Source organism: Ensifer sp. ZNC0028 (assembly GCF_000799055.1).
GTDB lineage: Bacteria > Pseudomonadota > Alphaproteobacteria > Rhizobiales > Rhizobiaceae > Ensifer.
On record NZ_JTLA01000073.1, the window covers coordinates 1 to 18,769 of the forward strand.

Below are 18,769 nucleotides of genomic sequence, written 5' to 3' on the forward strand. Positions count from 1 at the left end.
CTTGCGGCTCGACCCGCGGCTGTGCGGCCCCGCGCGCCCGCGCGGCATCGTCGAGGCTGACCACCGGCGGTGCCGGCTGTCGCGTCCTCAGCGCCGCTCTCTCCTCCGTTTCGATCGCATGGATGACGGCTTCGAGCCGATGGCGCTGCTGGGCGATGACGTTGCCGTCCTCGATACCCTGCTTCTGCAGTCCGGTTTCCAGCGCCTGGCGGGCAGATTGATAGATGCGCGCCCGCGTTTCCGCATTGGAGCGATCGGAGCGCTCAAGGGCATTTCTGATTGCAGTCTCAAGTCCGCTCACATCAAGTCCTTCTGTGTAGGCAGGGCTTTGGACCTGCCGGCGCGCCGCGGTTGACCACCGCTCTCGATCCAACCGCAAGGGCATAAGGGTTAAATCTGGAGGCACGCCGTTGGTTTTGTTAACAATTGCGTAACCGCTGCTGCCAAAATCCGCAAGTCCGGCGACGGGCGCTGCCGGCCAAGGCGGGGGAAAACGCTTTGCTTGGCCGCGCCTGCGCGAAAAAGAGGCGGCGACATCGCGGTCAAGCCGCCCTTTGCAAGCGGCGAACTTGCTGCTATCTATTTTGACGTTTACGCAAACGTCAAAAATTTGGCGCGCCTTACCGAGGGATGGAGAAACCGATGCCGCTTCCGCCAATTCTTTCCGGAACGACGAGACTGCCGGTTGTCGGCGCCCCCCTGTTCATCATTTCCAACCCGAAGCTGACGATCGCGCAATGCAAGGCCGGCGTGATCGGCGCCTTCCCGGCGTTGAACGCCCGCCCGCAATCGCAACTCGACGAATGGCTGGCGGAGATCACCGAGACGCTCGCCGATCACGATGCCAAGAATCCGGGACGGCGCGCCGCGCCCTTTGCCGTCAACCAGATCGTGCACAAGTCCAATGCACGGCTCGAGCAGGATCTGATGCTCTGCGTCAAGTACAAGGTGCCGGTCGTCATTTCCTCGCTCGGCGCCGTGCCGGAGGTCAATGCCGCCATCCATTCCTATGGCGGCATCGTGCTTCATGACGTCATCAACAATCGCCATGCCAATTCGGCGATCCGCAAGGGCGCCGACGGCCTGATCGCGGTTGCTGCCGGCGCCGGTGGCCATGCGGGCACGCTGTCCCCCTTCGCATTGGTCCAGGAGATCCGCTCCTGGTTCGACGGGCCGCTGCTTCTGTCCGGTGCGATCGCGACCGGCGGCGCCATTCTCGCGGCCCAGGCGATGGGCGCCGACATGGCCTATATCGGCTCGCCCTTCATCGCGACGGAAGAGGCACGCGCCAGCGACGCCTACAAGCAGATGATCGTCGACAGCAATGCGGCCGACATCGTCTACTCCAATTACTTCACCGGCATCCACGGCAACTACCTGAAGCCCTCGATCTCGGCCGCCGGCATGGATCCGGAAAACCTGCCCGAGGCCGACCCGTCGAAGATGGATTTCGGCGCAGCGACTGATGGCGCCAAGGCCTGGAAGGACATCTGGGGCTGCGGCCAGGGCATCGGCGCAGTCAAGGAAGTGACATCCGTCGCCCGCATGGTCGACCGGCTGGAGCGCGAATACGACGCGGCCCGCACCCGCCTCGGCCTGCATTCCACACCCGCAGCGACAGCCAACAAGGAATTTTCAAGTTCTCGCAACTGATGGCTTGAAATCTCGGCGCTTTGCGTTTATCAGCGCCTCACATTCGTTCCGCGGACTTCCGCGGAACTGCCTCCGGGCCGCTTTAGCTCAGTCGGTAGAGCACATCATTCGTAATGATGGGGTCACGTGTTCGAGTCACGTAAGCGGCACCATTCTTCCTGAAAATCAGAGCACATTCGCCGGAGAGCGTAAGCACCGCTTCCTGTCGTCAGCCAAGCGGCCGGGACATGCCCTATCTTGCTCGGACTTTCCAGCCGTGCTTGGCATCAGACATAGTTCCAGGTGACTTCACGTCGTTCACCCAAATCTCCAGTCCATTGGCACCCGGTCGTTGACGCTTCTCCGGAAACCACGGCCGGTTCGGATCGACGGCGATCAGCATGCCTTCATCATTGCCGATCGCGGCAAAGCTGGACGAGGCTGGCCCGACCGTTCCGACACCGAACGTCCAGGCCGCCTCGGCCACCATACCCTCGACATCTTCGGATGGAACGCCGACCTCGCTCAGGCAGGACAGGTCAGCGCCGCTGAACGGTCGCTTGCCCGCGGGATGGGCCAGCCTGCGGCGACCGATCAATTCGAGCACGGCATCGTCGGGACCATCGAAGTAGACCGACCTCGATTGCCAGTCTCCTTCAAGGGCAAAGCACGTGTCTCCACCCGGCTCCCTTTGGAGCGATGTCCGCCCCTCCAACCAAGCGACGGCCATATCAAAACGCTCAAAGGGAACGTTGAAGGCCAGGTGCACGCCGTGCGGCGCTCCCTCAGCCGCCGGGATCAGCTGAATTTCGCTCCGCCCCACCTGGATGGAATCCCCGGCCGGCGGCAGTTCGAGAACGTCGCGAAAGAAGGCCGCACTTCTGGCTATGTCCGATGCTGGCAGAATCAATCTGGAGATGTGCATGAAGTCCGATCCGTCACATGGCAATTGGCTCTATCGGACATGTTCATAAGACCTCAACTTAAGTTGAGGTCAAGACGCTTCCCGATCCTGGCCCACGGATAGCCGGATTTTCCGTTTTCGAACGTCACGGTAACAAGCCAATCAGACAGGCCCCGCCTGATCAGGATACGGCCTCCCCGACGAAGCTGCGCGCGTCACAGCAGCAACAGTTTCTTCAGGACAGAAAACACTTCCTTGTACGGCAGCCTGGTCGCGCCTGCGACGGCGAAGGGAATGAGAGCGGCGGCAGCGACCGGCACGACGGCGTCGCGGCTGATGAGCATGGTCGAGAGTTTCTTGGTCGCGTCGAACAGCTTGCCCGGGTCGGCGATCTCCTCGTCCGCTTCAGGGCCGGGATCGGCGGCCACATTGCGGCCGAGCACCTTGCGTTCGGCGGCGCGCTGGAAGCGGGTCGCCTGCACCCCGAGCATCAAGAGACCGCTTTCCTTCAACTTTGCCAGCGGCTTGGAGAAGGCCGACAGCGGATAGGCGAAGAAGGCGATGACGATCGCCAGCCACCCACTCATGATCATGCTGAAGGTCGTCATCGACAGCGTCTCCTGCAGGAGGTGCTTCATGACGGCGGCGGCGATCGCGGCACTCATGCCGAAGACGAAGAACATGTAGGCGTTCGGGTACTGCGACAGGAAACCGAGCCCGCCCTTGCCATCGGGATGGGCGGCGACGAGGCGCAGTTCCAGATCGGCGATCTTTCGCAATAGCTGCGCCCAGACAAGGTGCCGCCAGACGCCGCGCAGGAACAGGAAGACGAAGAACGGCAGACTGACGCAGATCGACCACCATCCGGCCGCCGTAATCCGGTTGCCCTCGGCCGTATGCTGCACAGCCCAGAAGGAAATGTCCGACGTGTGGAAATTGAGGAACGACAGCAGCGCGGCCAGCGCCGCAAGGCCGAGGCAGATCAATTCGGCGAGCCGGGAGTCGCGCCGTTTCAGCGCCGTGGATATCGCCTGGGCGGCCGCCGGCATCGAACTCGGCGCGATCAGCGGCGCGCGGGCAAACTGCCCGAGCTTGATGCGCAGGCCCCGTTCGACCTGTTGCTCGGCCAGCACAAAGGCGGCGATCGCGATGAAGAACTTCGCCCACACGCCCGGGTCGGTGAGGAAGGAACCTTGAGCGTGATCGAGCGACAGGCTGTCGGGCAGGCCGAGCAGAAAGGGAACGCCCCAGGCAAGCGCGACGAAAACAAAGGCGCGCTTGCCCGACTGCAGCGCGTTGGAGCGCAGGAGCTTCAACCGCGCCTGAAGCTCGAAGAACGGCCCGCCATGCGAAGCGAGATACTCGGCGATCTTGCCTTGCCGCGTCGCCGCGGGGTCCCCGGCAGGCTGGCTGCCGGGCAGATTGTCTCCGGGGACCGCTGCGCTCATGGCGTCAATCCTCCACGACCTGCCAGTTGTCGTTCGGATTGAACTGCCGGATCCCTTGCGCAACGCTCTCGGTCTTGTCGCCGAGATCGGCCTGGTAGACCGTCCCATTGCGATTGACGACGAAGGTGTGCACGCCCGTCGCCCCATAGCGCACAGGCCAGGCGACCAGCGCGAAGCCGGCGATCATGTTGCCGTTGATGATGTAGTCGAACTTGCCGCCGGCGATGTTGTCGCCCTGGCTCGTCAGCACCCGGTAGCGATAGCCGAAATAGCCCTTGCCGGCCCGCGCCTTGGCAAGCACGGCGCCATCGGCGAGCGCTTCGCCGGCCGGGCTTTGCGGCTCGCCTTCACCGGCAGGCCAGTAGAGCCCGTCGGTCTTGCCCTCGCTGCTGATCAGCTTCTGCGCGTATTCGAGAACGCCGTCGCCGTCATGATCCTCGAGCGCGTATTCCTCCTGCGCCTCGACATAGGCGCGGACCGTCGCGATCGTGTCGAGTTCGTTGCGGCCAACGAGGCGATTGGCGATCTCCTCGAGCCCGACATAGGTGTCGAAGGCCCACTTGCCGTCGTCGCCCTTGGCGATCGGGAACGGGAAGGGCCAGAGCACCTCACCGATCTCCAGAACCTTGCGGTTCTCGACATCCTGCACCGCCACCTTCTTCTTCACCCCTGCCTGAATATCGGCATAGGCATCCATGACGCCGTCGCTCGTCTTGGCCTTGGCGGCATCAAGGCCGACGAGATTTGCGAGTTTGTCGAAATCGCCGGAAGCGACGGCCGACTTGAAGGCGTCGACGGCCTGTTCCGACGTGTCGAACACCGGCGGATCGCTTGCTGCCGCATAGTCGGAGAGCGGCGTGTGCGCCGCGGCATCCTGCTCCGCCGCGAACGTCGCGGAACCGCTGACGAGCAGGGCGGCAGCTACGGAGGACAGGAGCAGATGATGTACGCGCTTGGTCATTTTCGTTCTCCTCTCCTTCGGTTACCGGTGCCGTCCGCCGCCACCACCGCCACCGCGCTTGATTTCGCGATGCGGCTGGCCACCACCGCGCTGGCCGCCGCCGAGCGCCTGTCGACCGCGATCCGACTGGACCTTGGTGACCCGTCCACTCTGGACCTGGCCGAGCGCCGATGGCTTGCCACCGCCACCACGATCGATCTTGCCACCCGGTTTCGGCTTGGCGACCTGCCGGTCGGCCCGGGCCGCGGGCTTGGCATTGCCGATCTTGCCGGCACCGTCAGGCCTTGCCTTGACCTGGTTGCCCGGCTTGCGGTCGCCAGGAGTTGCGTTGGCTCGCCCGACATTTTCGCGCTGGCGCGCCTCGACCTTGCTCTTGCGGACATCGTCGACCGAGACCCGGCTACCGGCCCGGTTTGCCGCCGCGCCGACCTGGTCGGTGCGGGCCACCTTCGCCCGGTTGGCGATGTTGTTGCCTTTCGCCGACTTGAAGTCCCGCTCCATCGAGGTGCGATCGATCTTGGCGAACTGGTTCTTGTCGAACGTGATCTTGCTGCGATCGACATTCTTCCAGTCGACGTCGTTGAACTTCACCTTGCCGTTGACGTTGTTGAAGCAGTTGTTGCAGTCGATATCGACATCGCCGCCGTTCCAGCGTCCGCCCCAGACGCCCCAGTCGTCCCAGTCGACGACCGCGGCAAAGGCAGCGCCCGTGACCACGCCGGCAAAGAAGGTCGCCGTCGGATAGTAGTAATTCGGATAGGGCTCGGGATAATAGGCGATCGGGGCCGGCTGATAGCCCGGATCGTAGAGCATCTGCGGCTCGTATTGCGGGACGTAGATTTTCTCCGGATCGGCGGCCTGGATCACAACGTTGTTGTTTTCCTGCTTCACCACCACCTTGTCGTCCGACTTGATGACGCCGTCGGCGACCGCCTTGTCGCGCAATTGCTGGATGGCGACGAGCACATCCTGCTGCTGGTAGGCGAGCGCGTCGCTGAGCGACTGGGTCCAGTCGAGGTCGTCGCTCATCATCTTGACGATCTGGGGGTAGTTCAGCAGCGAAACGATGCTGCCGTCCCAACTGTCCTTCGGCTTCATGTCCTTCTTGGTCTTCGAATCCTCAAGGAAGCGCTCCGCCTCGACGATCTGCAGCGGATAGAGCGAAGCGGAGGTCACGAGCGCCACGAGTTCGTCGGGATAGAGCGCAATGCGCGCGACGAGGACCTCGAGTTCGTCTTCGCTGAGCGGCTGCGGCGCCTCTTCGCTCGCCGCCTGGGTGGCGGCCTGCTCCTGCGCCAGCGCAGTGCCCACCGCAAACGAACCCGTCAGCATGGCAAGCAATGCCACCGTCGGCGCACGCAAAGAACGAGGTCGGTCGAACATGGTCTCTCCTATCCAGGCACAACGATCAACAAACGAGCCCGGGAGATCCCCCGGCTTGGACGTCAAGGCGCCGGCCATGCGGCCGGCGGAGCAATCGCGAGAATTCCCCTTCGCTGTCGTCGACGTCCCCTTGCGCAAGACGGATGCTTGCATTGGGAACTAGGTCGCTTGTCAGAAAGCCGAATGGGACAATCAGGAAGAGCGGCATGAGCACCGGCAGCCAGCTGGCCAGCTGCCGGTGAATTTTAGCTAAGAGAAACAGAACGCCCGGCAAATGCAACCGGAAAATGAGGTCATGTCAGCGTGCACGCCTCCTTTCTTACGCGATGCCGTGGGCCGGAGCCTATGCCGGCAGCCGGGACGGCCGAACTTCATGGCGGCCGGCTCCGGCTCCGTGCATCATTTCAGGCTGCCGTCGCCGCTTCGATCCGCAGTTTTGAAATCCGCCATCACCCGATCCAGAAACTCGTTCCGGCTGATCTTGCCGTCGCCGTTGGCGTCGGTGGCGGCAAACTGCTGAGCGTTCAGCGCCAGCTTCGTCTCGTCGGACGTAAGGTTTCCGTCCTTGTTCTTGTCGAGATTGTCGAAGGCGCTCGCCATGAAGGCCTCGTACTCGGACCGCTCGACCGCGCCGTCCTTGTTGCTGTCGAGCGCGCTCATCTGTCCCTGGTTCATCGTCGCAGCTTGCTGCGCGATCGCCGGTGTGATCTGGCCGAGCGCAAGCACGCTCATAAGAACGATTTTCTTCATCCTGCTTTGTTCCTCGATCAATAATAGCGGCATGTCAGCGCGTTGCCGGCAGCAGCGCCGAGTGTTGCTCCACCACCAACGGCCCATAGCTGACCGGTGCCTGAACCAATGGTCGAGCCGATCAGGCCGCCGACGATGGCCCCACCAACGGTTCCGGCAATGCAGCCGAATTCGTTGCCGGTCGAACCGCTCTTGGACATATAGGCCGATTGGCACCCTGATAAGGCTAGGGCGCCGGCAAGAATGAGAGTTATGGTCTGCTTGCTCATTTTATCCTCCAATATGGCCGTCTGATTGCAATAGAGATCGGCGGAGGCGCCATTGATTGGCGTCGGATGTAAATAAGCTTCCGAATATGCTCCCGGAATCGGGGAGACTCTTCTGTTCGATCAGAAGCAGCTCGTGGATTAAACATGCAGCCTGGCAACAACAGGGCCCTAAACTGCCGGCGAATACTACGCCCGAGCGCCCGCAATGACAACGGACCACGCAATTTTATGGAATGCACGCGCCAACGTCCCCTCGCCGCCGCCTTCGCCCCCTGAAAATCATCTCCCCCGGCGCGACATCTCACCTTAGATTTTCTAGGGTCTCCCTCGAAATATCGTCATTTGTACCGTCGGGCCGGGCGGTCTAGCTCTTTGCCGTCCTGCTGGGCTCCCCTTGCAGGTCTCCCCTTGCAGGTCTCCATCACCTGACGGGAAAATGGGGTTGGTAAAGCGCCGGCTCGATCCGACACCCCATCTCCGACCGTGGCCGCACGTCCCCCCCAATGCCCGCGCCACCGACAAAACACCTATCGAGAGAGAACACATCGAATGGACAGATTGGCGACAATTAAATTAGGCCTTGCTACTGCAACCCTTGCAGCCCTGGCGTCGAACGCACTCGCCGAAGGCGGCGATCGGGCCCAGATTGCCGCTGCCGTGGACAAGGCAATCCGCCCTGTCATGCACGAACACAAGGTGCCGGGCATCGCCGTCGCGGTGACCGTTGACGGCCAGCGCTACTTCATGAATTACGGCGTCGCTTCCAAGGAAACGAAGGCTCCCGTCACCGAAGATACGTTGTTCGAACTCGGCTCGATCAGCAAGACTTTCGCCTCGACACTGGCGTCCTATGCGCAGGTAACCGGCAAACTCTCGTTCGACGACCATCCCGGCAAATTCATGCCGGCCCTTGCGGGCACGGCGATTGACAAGGCGACCCTCCTCCATCTCGGCACCTATACCGCCGGCGGGCTGCCGCTGCAGTTCCCCGACGCGGTCAAGAGCGACGCCGACATGGTCGGCTATTTCAGCACGTGGAAGCCGGAAGCCAAGCCCGGCAAGAAGCGTCGCTATTCCAACCCGAGCATCGGCCTCTTCGGCCACACCGCGGCATTGGCGATGGGCGGCGACTTCAGCGCGGTTCTCGAAAGCGAGATCTTTCCCAAGCTCGGGCTGAAGCACAGCTATGTCCGCGTTCCCGACAGCCAGATGGGCAGCTACGCCTGGGGCTACGGCAAGGCCGACAAGCCCATTCGCGTCACCGCCGGCACGTTCGACGCGGAGGCCTATGGGGTGAAGTCGTCGGCGGCAGACATGATCCGCTTCGTCGAGGCCAACATCCGGCCTGAACAGTTGGACGGGCCTATCCGCGAGGCGATCGAAGCCACCCATGTGGGGTATTTCGACAGCGGCAAGATGGTGCAGGGGCTCGGCTGGGAGCAGTACCCCTACCCGGTCTCGCTGGAGCGGCTGCTCGACGGCAATTCGCGCGACATGGCCCTGAAGAGCAACCCGGTCAAGGCATTGAGCCCGCCGAAGCAACCCGACGGTTCGACGCTCTACAACAAGACCGGCTCCACCAACGGTTTCGGCGGCTATGTCGTCTTCGTGCCGGAGAAGAAGATCGGCATCGTGATGCTCGCCAACCGCAACTTCCCCAACCCCGAGCGGATCAAGGCGGCCCACGCGATCCTGAAGGCGTTGGAAGCGACGGCGAAGTAGCGGCGGGGTTTTCCCACGGCTAAATCCTCGTGTCGCGGCAAGCCCGCGGCGCGGGAATCGACATTCACCAACAACTCTGTAGCGAAACGTCAATCAGCGCCCGCTTGCATATTCGCGCCGAGTATTGTCATCTGCGCTTCGCGAAAGCGCTATTAGTTGCAGTCGAGTTCAGGCGTATGTGGGGATGCCGATGTTCGAGTGGGTGGGATTTCAGGATTCACAACAGCAGGGGCGTGCAGGCAGGGGACGAACGATATTCGTGCTGGCCGGCTTGGCGCTGCTCGCCGGCTGCGGCGGCCATGCCAAGGGCGTGATGGCGCCCGTCGCGCTGACCGCGCCGGTTCCAGGCGCCTCCACCGTCGACATGCTTGTGGCGACCACGCGCGAACCCTCGGGCGATCCGGCGACACTCTTTTCCGGCGAGCGCGACGCCAACACCTTCCTTACCGATGTCGCGGTTTCGATCCCGCCGGAAACGGCACGCAAGTCGGGCACGGTACAATGGCCGAAGAAGCTGCCACCGGATCCGGCCAAGGAATTCGCCGTCACGCGGGTCAATGAACTCAGGTCGCTCGACGAGGCCAAATCCTGGTTCGTGCAGCACGATGTCGGCGGCAATGCCTTCGTCTTCGTGCATGGCTTCAACAACCGCTATGAGGACTCAGTCTACAGGCTTGCGCAGATCGTCCATGACTCGGACGTCCAGGCAACGCCGGTCCTCTTCACCTGGCCTTCGCGCGCCAACGTGTTCGACTACAATTACGACAAGGAAAGCACGAATTATTCGCGCACGGCGCTTGAAGACATTCTGAAAAAGCTCTCCGATGCGCCGAAGGTCAAGAGCATAACCATCCTCGCCCATTCCATGGGCACCTGGCTGACGATGGAATCGCTGCGCCAGATGGGCATCCGCGACGGCAACGTGCCATCGAAGATCGAGAACGTCATTCTCGCTTCGCCGGATATCGACCTCGACGTCTTTGCCAAGCAGTTTGTCGAGATGGGCCACAAGCGGCCGAAATTCACGATCTTCGTTTCGCAGGACGACCGGGCGCTGGCGCTTTCGAGCTTCATCTCCGGCGACGTCTCGCGCCTCGGCGCAATCGACCCGTCGGCCGAGCCCTACCGGACCCAGCTGGAAAAGGCCGGCATCACCGCCATCGACCTGACAAAGGTGAAGTCCGAGGACGGCCTGCACCACGGAAAGTTTGCAGAAAGCCCCGAGATCGTCCAGCTCATCGGCACGCGGCTCGCCACCGGCCAGACGCTGACCGACTCCGACATCTCTGTCGGTACCGGCATTGCCGCAGTCGTCGCCGGCACCGCCAGAAACGTCGGCAACGTCGCGGCCGTGACGGTCTCGGCACCTGTGTCGATCCTCGAAAACCCGCAGCCGGCAAAGAAGAAGAAGGTGGTCGTCGGAGACACGCTCGCGACCGACATGCCGACGCCGGTGAAGATCAAGTAAGGGTCTCAGTGACCGTTGGCGGCAACCGCCGTCAACCGTCGTCGCCGACGAAGCGATAGCCGACGCCCGGCTCCGTGCGGATGATCTTCGGATCGGCCGGGTCGCGCTCGATCTTGCCGCGCAATTGCCCGATGAAGACGCGCAGATAATGCAGGTCTTCGCCATGGGCCACGCCCCAGACCGAGGTCAGCAGCGTCTTGTGGGTCACGACGCGGCCGGCGTGATGCGCCAGCATCACCAGGAGGTCGTATTCCTTCGGCGTCAGCCGGACGGGCTCGCCGTCCTTCGTCACCACCCGCTTGATCGTGTCGATCGAAACACCATCGGCGGACAGCTGCGTCTGGCCGCCTTCCATCTGCACCCGGTGGCGAAGGGCCGCGCGGATGCGGGCGGTCAGTTCGCCGATGCCGAAGGGCTTTTCGATGTAATCGTCGGCGCCGAGATCGAGCGCTGCGATCTTTTCGCTTTCCCGGTCGCGGGCCGACAGGATGATGATCGGCACCTGCGACCAGCCGCGCAAGTTGGTGATGACCTCCTTGCCGTCCATGTCCGGCAGGCCGAGATCGAGGATGACGACATCCGGCGCCATCGTCGCGGCTGCCTTCAGCGCCTCGGCACCGGTCATCGCCTCGCGAACGTCATAGCCGGCGGCACTCAGCGCGGGTTTCAGGAAACGCTGGATCTGGGGTTCGTCGTCGACGACGAGGATACGCTCCACGCTCATGCACGGTCCTTTTCGGAAATTTCAGCCTTGGCCGCGGGAAAGCGCATGGAAATGCGCGTGCCGCGGCGGCGAAGCGCCGGGCTTTCCGCCTTGATCTGTCCGCCCATCGCCTCGACGAAGCCCCTGGCGATCGACAGTCCCAGCCCCGTTCCCGGCGTGCGGCCGTCGGCCTTGCCGCGGCGGAAGAATTTCTCGAAGACCTGCTCGAGATCCCGCGGCGGGATGCCCTTGCCGAGATCGGTTACCGACAGCACGATCTCGCTGCCTTCGGTACGGGCATAGATGCTGATCGGCTCGTCGCCACCATACTTGTTGGCATTGTCGAGCAGGTTGAACAGCACCTGGCCGAGCAGCACGCTGTCGCCGCGCATCAAGGGCAGGTCGGCTGCAATGCTGGTCTCGATCTCGCGGTCCGGGAAATACTTTCGGGCGCGATCGACGGCGGCCCGCACGACGTCGGCGACATCGACCCAATCGCGCTTGGCGTTGACGGTGCCGGCCTCGATGCGGGTCATGTCGAGCAGGTTGGCGACGAAGCGCGTCAGCCGGCCGCCCTCCTCCTCGATCGACTGCAACAGGTCGTCGCGGCTTTCCGGCGGCATGCGGTCGCCGAGCTGGCGCAGGCTGGTGACGGCACCGGTGATGGTTGCAAGCGGGGTTCTCAGGTCATGCGAGATGGATGAGAGAAGAGCAGCGCGGAACCGTTCGCCTTCGAGCTTGGCGGCCTGGTCGAGGCTTTCGCGCGACAGGCGCGCCCGGTCGACCGCGATCGCCGTCTGGTCGAGGATCGCCGCCAGTGCCCGCTCTTCGTTGATCTCCAGTGGCTTGTCCGCCTGGACGAAGCCACAGACGCCGACAACGCCATGCGGGCTTGTCAGCGGACGGAAGTGGAAGGGGCTGTTCGGCAACGTGCCGGTGCCATTGCCGGCCGGCTCGCGTTTATCCATCGCCCAGCGCGCCGCCATGATGTCCGTGACGTCGAGTTCGGTGTCCGGCGGCCAGGCTGCCTTCAGCTGCAGGTCGCCTTCCTCAGGCAACAAGAGGGCGGCGCTGCGTTTCAGCGTCGACTGCATCTGCGTCACCGCCGCCCAAAGCACGTCGTCCGGCTTGGCCGTGCCGGAAAGCTTGCGGGAAAAATCATAAAGCGCCTGGGTCGCGGCGGCACGCTGCCGCGCTGCCTTCGCCTGTTCGCGCACGCGGGAGGCGAGGCTGCCGGCGAGAGCGGCCGCCACGAGAAAGACGACAAGCGCGAAAACCTCGTGCGGCTCGGCGATGGTGAAGGTGCCGGTCGGCTTGATGAAAAAGAAATTGTAGGCGAGCACCGAAAACAGCGCTGCGGCGATCGCCGCGATATGGCCGGCATAGGTCGCGGATGCGAGCACCGCGAGCAGATAAAGCAGCGAGATGTTGGGCAGGACGACGAAACGGCCGAGCAGCAGGCCGACACCGGTCGAAATGGCGACCGATCCGGCAGCGATGCCGATCGCCCGCCCGGTTCCCGGCGGCAGCGTCCTCTTCCTCTTTGATCGCCGCTTGACGGGCGTCGTCTCGCGGTCGGTAACGAGGTAGATGCCGATGCCGGACACGCGCTCGGCCAGGGCGTCGGGAAGCGATTGCCGGAAGAACCGCATCGGGAAGGATTGGCGGCGCGCGCCGATGACGATCTGCGTCGCGTGTTCGCGGCGCGCGAGCTTCAGGATTTCCTCGACGAAATCATTGCCGACGATGCGGCGGGTTTCGGCGCCGAGCTGTTCGGCAAGACGGAAGGTTTCGTCGAGCCGGCGCACGTCCTCGCCGTCGCCGCTCTCGCGGTCGGCGCGCTCGATGAAGACGACGATCCAGGGTGCGTTCAAGCCCTCGGCAAGCCGGCTTGCGGTTCTGACGACCTTCTCCGACAGCGGATCGGGGCCGATGCAGACGAGCAGGCGCTCTCCGCTCGCCCAGATGCCTTCGATCGCGTTCTGCTTGAGGTAGTCGACCATCTGGTCGTCGACCCGGTCGGCCGTACGCCGGAGCGCGAGTTCGCGCAGCGCCGTCAGGTTGCCGAGGCGGAAGAAGCGGTCGACGGCGCGCTTGGCGCTATCGGGCAGATAGACCTTGCCGTCCTTCAGGCGCTCGATCAACTCGGCCGGCGGCAGGTCGACAAGCAGCACCTCGTCGGCCCGCTTCAGCACGGTATCCGGCACCCGCTCGCGCACGGGAACACCGGTAATCTGGGCGACGATGTCCGAGAGGCTCTCGAGATGCTGGATGTTGAGCGCGGTCCAGACATCGATGCCGGCGGCGATCAGTTCCTCGATGTCCTGGTAGCGCTTGGGGTGCCGGCTTTCGGCCGGGTTGCTATGGGCCAGTTCGTCGACGACGATGATCCTCGGACGCCGCGCAAGGGCGGCGTCCAGGTCGAACTCCGACAGCACGCGGCCGCGATGGTTCACATCGCGGCGCGGCAGTATTTCCAATCCATCGATGAGCGCTGCGGTCTCGCTGCGCCCATGCGTCTCCACCAGCCCGACGACGATATCGATGCCGTCGTCCTTCAGTCGGCGGGCCCGCGACAACATCGCATAGGTCTTGCCGACGCCGGGAGCGGCACCGAGGAATACGGTCAGCTTTCCCCGGCGGTCCTGCGCGGCAAGCGCCAGCAATGCGTCTGGATCCGGGCGACTTTTGGCGTCGCGTTCACTGTCGGGCATTCATGATCTCAGGCGTGAGGAATCAGGTTCGGGGCGCATCAAGGGCGAGGTTCAGTTCTAGCACATTGACGCGCGGCTCGCCTACGACCCCGAACAGCCGTTCCTCCGTCGCCCTGGAAACCAGGCCGGCAACGTCCGCTTCGCTCAGACCCCGCGCCTTGGCGACGCGGGCAACCTGGGCTTCGGCAAAGGCCGGCGTGATGTGCGGGTCGAGACCGGAGCCTGACGTGGTCGCCGCATCCGCCGGAATTTCACCGTTGACGCCGGCCGCCTTCAGCCGCTCGACGTCGGCTGCAACGCGATCCTTCAGCTTGACCGAGGTTGTGCCGAGGTTGGAGCCGCTCGAAGCGCCGGCGTTGTAGGCTTCCGGACCGGTCGCGGAGGGCCGCGGCCAGAAATATTTGTCGGAGGTGAAGTTCTGGCCGATGAGGGTGGAGCCGATGAGGGTGCCGTCCTTTTCGATGAGGCTGCCATTTGCCTGGGCGGGCATCAGCACCTGCGAGGCGCCGGTGATGGCAAAGGGATAGGCAAGGCCGGTGATCGCGGTCAAAAGCACGATCATCACGATGGCGGGGCGAAGTTGGTTCAGCATGGTTACACCAGATTGAGTGCGTTGACGGCAAGGTCGACGAGCTTGATGCCGGCGAAGGGCAGGACGATGCCGCCGAGGCCGTAGACGAGCAGGTTGCGGCGCAGAAGGGCTGCCGCCCCGACCGGCCGGTACTTGACGCCCTTCAGCGCCAGCGGGATCAGCGCGACGATGATGAGCGCGTTGAAGATCACCGCCGACAGGATCGCCGATTGCGGCGAGGCGAGGCCCATGACGTTGAGCGCGGCCAGGGCAGGATAGGTGGTGATGAACAGCGCCGGGATGATGGCGAAGTACTTCGCCACGTCGTTGGCGATCGAAAAGGTCGTCAACGACCCGCGGGTCATCAGCAGCTGCTTGCCGATCTCGACGATCTCGATGAGTTTCGTCGGGCTGGAATCGAGGTCCACCATGTTAGCGGCCTCGCGGGCGGCCTGCGTCCCGGTCTGCATGGCGACGCCGACATCGGCCTGGGCGAGCGCCGGCGCGTCGTTGGTACCGTCGCCGCACATGGCGATGAGACGACCGCCCTGCTGTTCCTTGCGGATGTAGCCAAGCTTGTCCTCGGGGGTGGCTTCGGCGAGGAAGTCGTCGACGCCGGCTTCGGACGCGATGGCGGCCGCGGTCACCGGGTTGTCGCCAGTGACCATTACCGTGCGGATGCCCATCGCGCGCAGGGCGGCGAAACGCTCCTTGATGCCGGGCTTGACCACATCCTTCAGGTGGATGACGCCAAGCAGGCGCGGACCGTCGGCGACGGCAAGCGGGGTGCCGCCGGTGCGGGCCACCTGGTCGACGGCGCGGCGAAACTCGTTCGGCACGTTCTCGTCGCGGATGCCGGTGAACTTCAGGATCGAGTCGACGGCACCCTTGCGCAGCCGGCGACCGCCGAAGTCGATGCCCGAAAGCCTCGTTTCCGCAGCGAAGGGAATGACCGCGTCGATCCGGGTAGCACCGGCCCGGCTTGCGCCGCCCCCGACGGCAAGCGCCACGACCTCACCCTTGTCGGACGCGGGCAGCGACACATCTGGCGTCTGGCGGCCAAATTCACCAGTGGCGAGCGCTGCGATCGAGCGCCCCTCCGGCGTTTCGTCGGCAAGGCTCGCAAGCAATGCGGCATCGGCAAGCTCGGCCTCGGTAACGCCCGGCACCGGCATGAAGTCGGCGGCCATGCGGTTGCCGAAGGTGATGGTGCCGGTCTTGTCGAGCAGCAGCGTATCGACGTCGCCGGCGGCCTCGACAGCGCGGCCGGAGGTGGCGATGACGTTGAAACGGACCAGACGGTCCATGCCGGCGATGCCGATCGCCGAGAGCAGACCACCGATGGTGGTCGGGATCAGCGTTACGAGCAGGGCGGCCAGCACGGTGACCGAGAGAACGGTACCGGAATAACCGGCAAGGCCCCAGAGCGTGACGACGGCGACGAGGAAGATCAGCGTCAGGCCCGAAAGCAGGATCGAAAGGGCGATCTCGTTCGGGGTCTTCTGGCGCTGGGCGCCCTCGATCAGAGCGATCATGCGGTCTACGAAGGTGTCGCCCGGTGCGACGCCGATGCGGACCTTGATCCAGTCGGACAGCACCTGCGTGCCGCCGGTGACGGCCGAGCGGTCGCCACCGGATTCGCGGATGACGGGCGCCGATTCACCGGTGATGGCGCTCTCGTTGACGGAAGCGACGCCTTCGACGACTTCGCCGTCGCCGGGGATCAGTTCGCCGGCCTCGACAAGCACGAGGTCGCCGACCTTGAGCGATGTCGCCGGGATCGTCTGGGTCTCACGGCCTTCGTCAGCGACGAGCTTGCGCGCCGTCAGCTCGGACTTGGTGCGGCGCAGGCTATCGGCCTGGGCCTTGCCACGACCTTCGGCGACGGCTTCGGCAAAGGTGGCGAAGAGCACGGTGAACCAGAGCCAGGCAGCGATCTGGCCGGAAAAGAGCGCGCTTCCGCCGCCGGTTACGAGATCACGGACGAAGAGGCCGGTGACGACGGCGGCGACCACTTCGGTGACGAAGATCACCGGATTGCGCACGAGCTGGCGCGGGTCGAGCTTGACGAACGCCGCCTTGATCGCCGGCAGCAGGATCGCCGGGTCCAGAAGACTGGGAGCGATGGGTTTGGAAGACATGTGTCGAATTCCTTTAGAAGGTCTGACCGGCAAGCATCGAGAGATGCTCGACGATGGGACCGAGCGCGAGCGCCGGGAAGAACTGCAGCCCGCCGAGAATGAGGATGATGCCGACGAGCAGGCCGACGAAGAGCGGCGTGTCGGTCGGGAAGGTACCCTTGGAGGCCGGTACGCGGGTCTTGACCGCGATCGAGCCGGCGATCGCCATCACCGGAACGGCATAGGCGAAGCGGCCGAGCAGCATCGCGAACCCAAGCGTCGTGTTGTACCAGGGCGTGTTGCCGGTGAGCCCGCCGAAAGCCGAGCCGTTGTTGCCGGCCGCCGACGTGAAGGCATAGAGGATTTCCGACAGGCCATGCGGACCCGCCGTGCCGATGCTGGCGACGGCAAAGGGCAGCATCGCGGAGACGGCGGCAAAGCCGAGGATCGTTGCCGGCAGGATGAGGACGGCGAACATCGCGTATTTCATCTCGCGGCTTTCGATCTTCTTGCCGAGCAGTTCCGGTGTACGGCCGACCATCAGGCCGGCAACGAAGACGGCGAGGATTGCAAAGACGACCATGCCGTAGAGACCGGAACCGACACCGCCCGGCAGGACTTCGCCAAGCTGCATCAGGAACATCGGCACGAGACCGCCGAGGCCCGTCAGCGAGCCGTGCATGCCGTTGACGCCGCCATCCGACAGGCCCGTCGTGACAGCCGCATAGAGCGCCGTCATCGCCTGGCCGAAGCGAACCTCCTTGCCCTCCATGTTGCCCTGGGCGGCATCGAGGCCAAGGGCGGTCAGGATCGGGTTGCCCTGGGCTTCAGCCCAGTAGACGACCGCGACGCCGGAGATCAGCAGGATGCCGGTGACGGCGATGAAGGCCCAGCCCTGGCGGCGGTTGCCGACCATCTGGCCGAAGGTGTAGACGAGCGCCGCCGAGATAGACAGCATCGAGAAGATGTTGAGATAGTTGGAGAAGGCCGTCGGGTTTTCGAACGGATGGGCGGCGTTGACGTTGAAGAAGCCGCCGCCATTGGTGCCGAGCTGCTTGATCGCTTCCTGGCTTGCGACCGGGCCGACTGAGATCGTCTGCTTGGCGCCTTCGAGCGTCGTTGCAGTAAGATCGGCGTGGAAGGTCTGCGGCAGGCCGCTCCAAACCATGGCAAGCGCCATGACGACGGCGATCGGCAGGAGCACATAAAGCGTCGAGCGGGTGAGATCGACCCAGAAATTGCCGACGGTCGAGGCGTTCGAGCGGGCGAAGGCGCGGGTGACGGCAAGCGCCATGGCGATGCCGGTCGCAGCCGAGACGAAATTATGCACCGTGAGCCCGGCCATCTGGCTGAAATGGCTGAGCGTGGTTTCGCCGCCGTAGTTCTGCCAGTTGGTGTTGGTGACGAAGCTGACCGCCGTGTTGAAGGCGAGGTCGGACGGCATGCCCGAGAAACCTTGCGGGTTCATCGGCAGATAGGCCTGCAGCCGGAGGATCGCGTAGAGCGAGACGAAGCCCGCGAGGCTGAAGGCAAGCATCGACATCGTATAGGCGAGCCAACCCTGCTCCTTCTTCGGATCGACGCCGGCGGCAAGATAAAGGCCGCGCTCGACGGGGCCGAGGACGGGCGAAAAGACGTTGCGTTCACCGGAGAAGACCCGCGCCATGTAAAGCCCCAACGGCTTGATGACGATCAGGACGGCGATGAAGAGGAGGCTGATCTGCAGCCACCCGATGATAGACATGAGATTACTCCGCTAAGGGCGGCCGGACGGCGCGACGGCGCCCGGCTGATGCGAACGGCCAACGGGTCCGATCCCGTCGACCGGGTCAGAACCGTTCCGGGCGAACGAGGGTGACGACGAGGTAGGCCGCAAGCGCGACAGCGACGGCAAGACCGAGCAGGGCTTCAAACATGACGCCCTCCTAAAGCCGGCTCAGCGCGCGCGCATAAAGCGCGAACACGACAAAGCCGCCGATGCCGGCGGCAAGAAAAAGAACATCGGACATGCAAATTCTCCGGACTGTTGAGGTCCGAAGTGTGCATCCGCAACGGGTCAATTATCGATTGCGATGGTCGGAAGGCGGCATAAGGAAAAGATAAAGACGCCCGCCAGGGTCCGCT

At 63.9% G+C, this 18,769-nt stretch carries 15 protein-coding genes, 1 tRNA gene and 1 pseudogene; 4 read left to right on the forward strand and 13 right to left on the reverse strand.

Translation table 11 applies throughout. The features are described 5' to 3' along the window. Window positions 1-301, reverse strand: a pseudogene (locus L981_RS17355) (biotin transporter BioY); the annotation flags it as partial. 341 nt (window positions 302-642) lie between these two features. Here L981_RS17355 and L981_RS17360 point away from each other — a divergent pair. After that, window positions 643-1,653 (forward strand): nitronate monooxygenase family protein, encoded by a 1,011-nt coding sequence (locus L981_RS17360; protein WP_043618812.1) that lies wholly within the window; start codon window positions 643-645, stop codon window positions 1,651-1,653. A gap of 76 nt (window positions 1,654-1,729) precedes the next feature. Next, a tRNA-Thr gene (locus L981_RS17365) sits at window positions 1,730-1,805 on the forward strand. A gap of 80 nt (window positions 1,806-1,885) precedes the next feature. Here the strand turns inward: L981_RS17365 and L981_RS17370 are convergent. The 6 genes from L981_RS17370 to L981_RS17395 all read right to left on the reverse strand — a co-directional run bounded on the left by L981_RS17370 (window position 1,886) and on the right by L981_RS17395 (window position 7,347). Beyond that, complete coding sequence (locus tag L981_RS17370; RefSeq protein WP_043618815.1) at window positions 1,886-2,557, reverse strand: VOC family protein; 672 nt, start codon at window positions 2,555-2,557, stop codon at window positions 1,886-1,888. A gap of 194 nt (window positions 2,558-2,751) precedes the next feature. Beyond that, window positions 2,752-3,984, reverse strand: coding sequence for a hypothetical protein (locus L981_RS17375; protein ID WP_245281653.1), 1,233 nt, complete (start codon window positions 3,982-3,984; stop codon window positions 2,752-2,754). Between the two features lie 4 nt (window positions 3,985-3,988). After that, window positions 3,989-4,945 carry a DUF2950 domain-containing protein gene (locus L981_RS17380; protein WP_043618818.1) on the reverse strand — a complete coding sequence of 319 codons (957 nt, stop codon included), beginning with the start codon at window positions 4,943-4,945 and terminating at the stop codon, window positions 3,989-3,991. 21 nt (window positions 4,946-4,966) lie between these two features. Further along, window positions 4,967-6,328, reverse strand: a complete 1,362-nt coding sequence (locus tag L981_RS17385) for a DUF3300 domain-containing protein (protein WP_043618822.1) — start codon at window positions 6,326-6,328, stop codon at window positions 4,967-4,969. Between the two features lie 399 nt (window positions 6,329-6,727). Continuing rightward, window positions 6,728-7,078, reverse strand: a complete 351-nt coding sequence (locus L981_RS17390; protein ID WP_043618826.1) for an EF-hand domain-containing protein — start codon at window positions 7,076-7,078, stop codon at window positions 6,728-6,730. 17 nt (window positions 7,079-7,095) lie between these two features. Then, complete coding sequence (locus L981_RS17395) at window positions 7,096-7,347, reverse strand: glycine zipper 2TM domain-containing protein (RefSeq protein ID WP_043618828.1); 252 nt, start codon at window positions 7,345-7,347, stop codon at window positions 7,096-7,098. A gap of 549 nt (window positions 7,348-7,896) precedes the next feature. On the opposite strand from L981_RS17395, the gene ampC reads away from it, so the two are divergent. After that, window positions 7,897-9,069: a class C beta-lactamase gene (gene ampC, locus L981_RS17400; RefSeq protein ID WP_043618831.1), complete on the forward strand. Its 1,173-nt coding sequence runs from the start codon at window positions 7,897-7,899 to the stop codon at window positions 9,067-9,069. 190 nt (window positions 9,070-9,259) lie between these two features. Then, window positions 9,260-10,537 (forward strand): alpha/beta hydrolase, encoded by a 1,278-nt coding sequence (locus tag L981_RS17405; RefSeq protein WP_043618914.1) that lies wholly within the window; start codon window positions 9,260-9,262, stop codon window positions 10,535-10,537. 31 nt (window positions 10,538-10,568) lie between these two features. On the opposite strand, the gene L981_RS17410 is transcribed toward L981_RS17405, so the two are convergent. From L981_RS17410 to kdpF, 6 genes are all read right to left on the reverse strand, one after another. Next, window positions 10,569-11,261, reverse strand: a complete 693-nt coding sequence (locus L981_RS17410) for a response regulator (RefSeq protein ID WP_043618834.1) — start codon at window positions 11,259-11,261, stop codon at window positions 10,569-10,571. Continuing rightward, a complete protein-coding gene (locus L981_RS17415; RefSeq protein ID WP_043618836.1) occupies window positions 11,258-13,954 on the reverse strand; it encodes a sensor histidine kinase KdpD in 2,697 nt (898 codons plus the stop codon). Before L981_RS17415 ends, L981_RS17410 begins: the two co-directional genes overlap by 4 nt. A 22-nt stretch (window positions 13,955-13,976) precedes the next feature. After that, on the reverse strand, window positions 13,977-14,546 hold the full coding sequence (kdpC, locus tag L981_RS17420; protein WP_043618840.1) for a potassium-transporting ATPase subunit KdpC: 570 nt from the start codon (window positions 14,544-14,546) through the stop codon (window positions 13,977-13,979). Between the two features lie 2 nt (window positions 14,547-14,548). Beyond that, window positions 14,549-16,666, reverse strand: a complete 2,118-nt coding sequence (kdpB, locus tag L981_RS17425) for a potassium-transporting ATPase subunit KdpB (RefSeq protein ID WP_043618844.1) — start codon at window positions 16,664-16,666, stop codon at window positions 14,549-14,551. Window positions 16,667-16,679: 13 nt separating this feature from the next. Beyond that, the gene (gene kdpA, locus L981_RS17430; protein WP_043618847.1) at window positions 16,680-18,389 is read right to left on the reverse strand and encodes a potassium-transporting ATPase subunit KdpA; all 1,710 of its coding nucleotides are present in this window, start codon (window positions 18,387-18,389) and stop codon (window positions 16,680-16,682) included. A gap of 85 nt (window positions 18,390-18,474) precedes the next feature. After that, window positions 18,475-18,561: a K(+)-transporting ATPase subunit F gene (gene kdpF, locus L981_RS36035; protein WP_043618850.1), complete on the reverse strand. Its 87-nt coding sequence runs from the start codon at window positions 18,559-18,561 to the stop codon at window positions 18,475-18,477. Window positions 18,562-18,769 lie beyond the last annotated feature (208 nt).

Bases quoted from the DNA above. Each gene is read 5' to 3' on its own strand.
- L981_RS17360 (WP_043618812.1), top strand. From the start codon at position 643: ATGCCGCTTCCGCCAATTCTTTCCGGAACGACGAGACTGCCGGTTGTC.
- L981_RS17370 (WP_043618815.1), bottom strand. From the start codon at position 2,557: ATGCACATCTCCAGATTGATTCTGCCAGCATCGGACATAGCCAGAAGT.
- L981_RS17375 (WP_245281653.1), bottom strand. From the start codon at position 3,984: ATGAGCGCAGCGGTCCCCGGAGACAATCTGCCCGGCAGCCAGCCTGCC.
- L981_RS17380 (WP_043618818.1), bottom strand. From the start codon at position 4,945: ATGACCAAGCGCGTACATCATCTGCTCCTGTCCTCCGTAGCTGCCGCC.
- L981_RS17385 (WP_043618822.1), bottom strand. From the start codon at position 6,328: ATGTTCGACCGACCTCGTTCTTTGCGTGCGCCGACGGTGGCATTGCTT.
- L981_RS17390 (WP_043618826.1), bottom strand. From the start codon at position 7,078: ATGAAGAAAATCGTTCTTATGAGCGTGCTTGCGCTCGGCCAGATCACA.
- L981_RS17395 (WP_043618828.1), bottom strand. From the start codon at position 7,347: ATGAGCAAGCAGACCATAACTCTCATTCTTGCCGGCGCCCTAGCCTTA.
- ampC (WP_043618831.1), top strand. From the start codon at position 7,897: ATGGACAGATTGGCGACAATTAAATTAGGCCTTGCTACTGCAACCCTT.
- L981_RS17405 (WP_043618914.1), top strand. From the start codon at position 9,260: ATGTTCGAGTGGGTGGGATTTCAGGATTCACAACAGCAGGGGCGTGCA.
- L981_RS17410 (WP_043618834.1), bottom strand. From the start codon at position 11,261: ATGAGCGTGGAGCGTATCCTCGTCGTCGACGACGAACCCCAGATCCAG.
- L981_RS17415 (WP_043618836.1), bottom strand. From the start codon at position 13,954: ATGCCCGACAGTGAACGCGACGCCAAAAGTCGCCCGGATCCAGACGCA.
- kdpC (WP_043618840.1), bottom strand. From the start codon at position 14,546: ATGCTGAACCAACTTCGCCCCGCCATCGTGATGATCGTGCTTTTGACC.
- kdpB (WP_043618844.1), bottom strand. From the start codon at position 16,666: ATGTCTTCCAAACCCATCGCTCCCAGTCTTCTGGACCCGGCGATCCTG.
- kdpA (WP_043618847.1), bottom strand. From the start codon at position 18,389: ATGTCTATCATCGGGTGGCTGCAGATCAGCCTCCTCTTCATCGCCGTC.
- kdpF (WP_043618850.1), bottom strand. From the start codon at position 18,561: ATGTTTGAAGCCCTGCTCGGTCTTGCCGTCGCTGTCGCGCTTGCGGCC.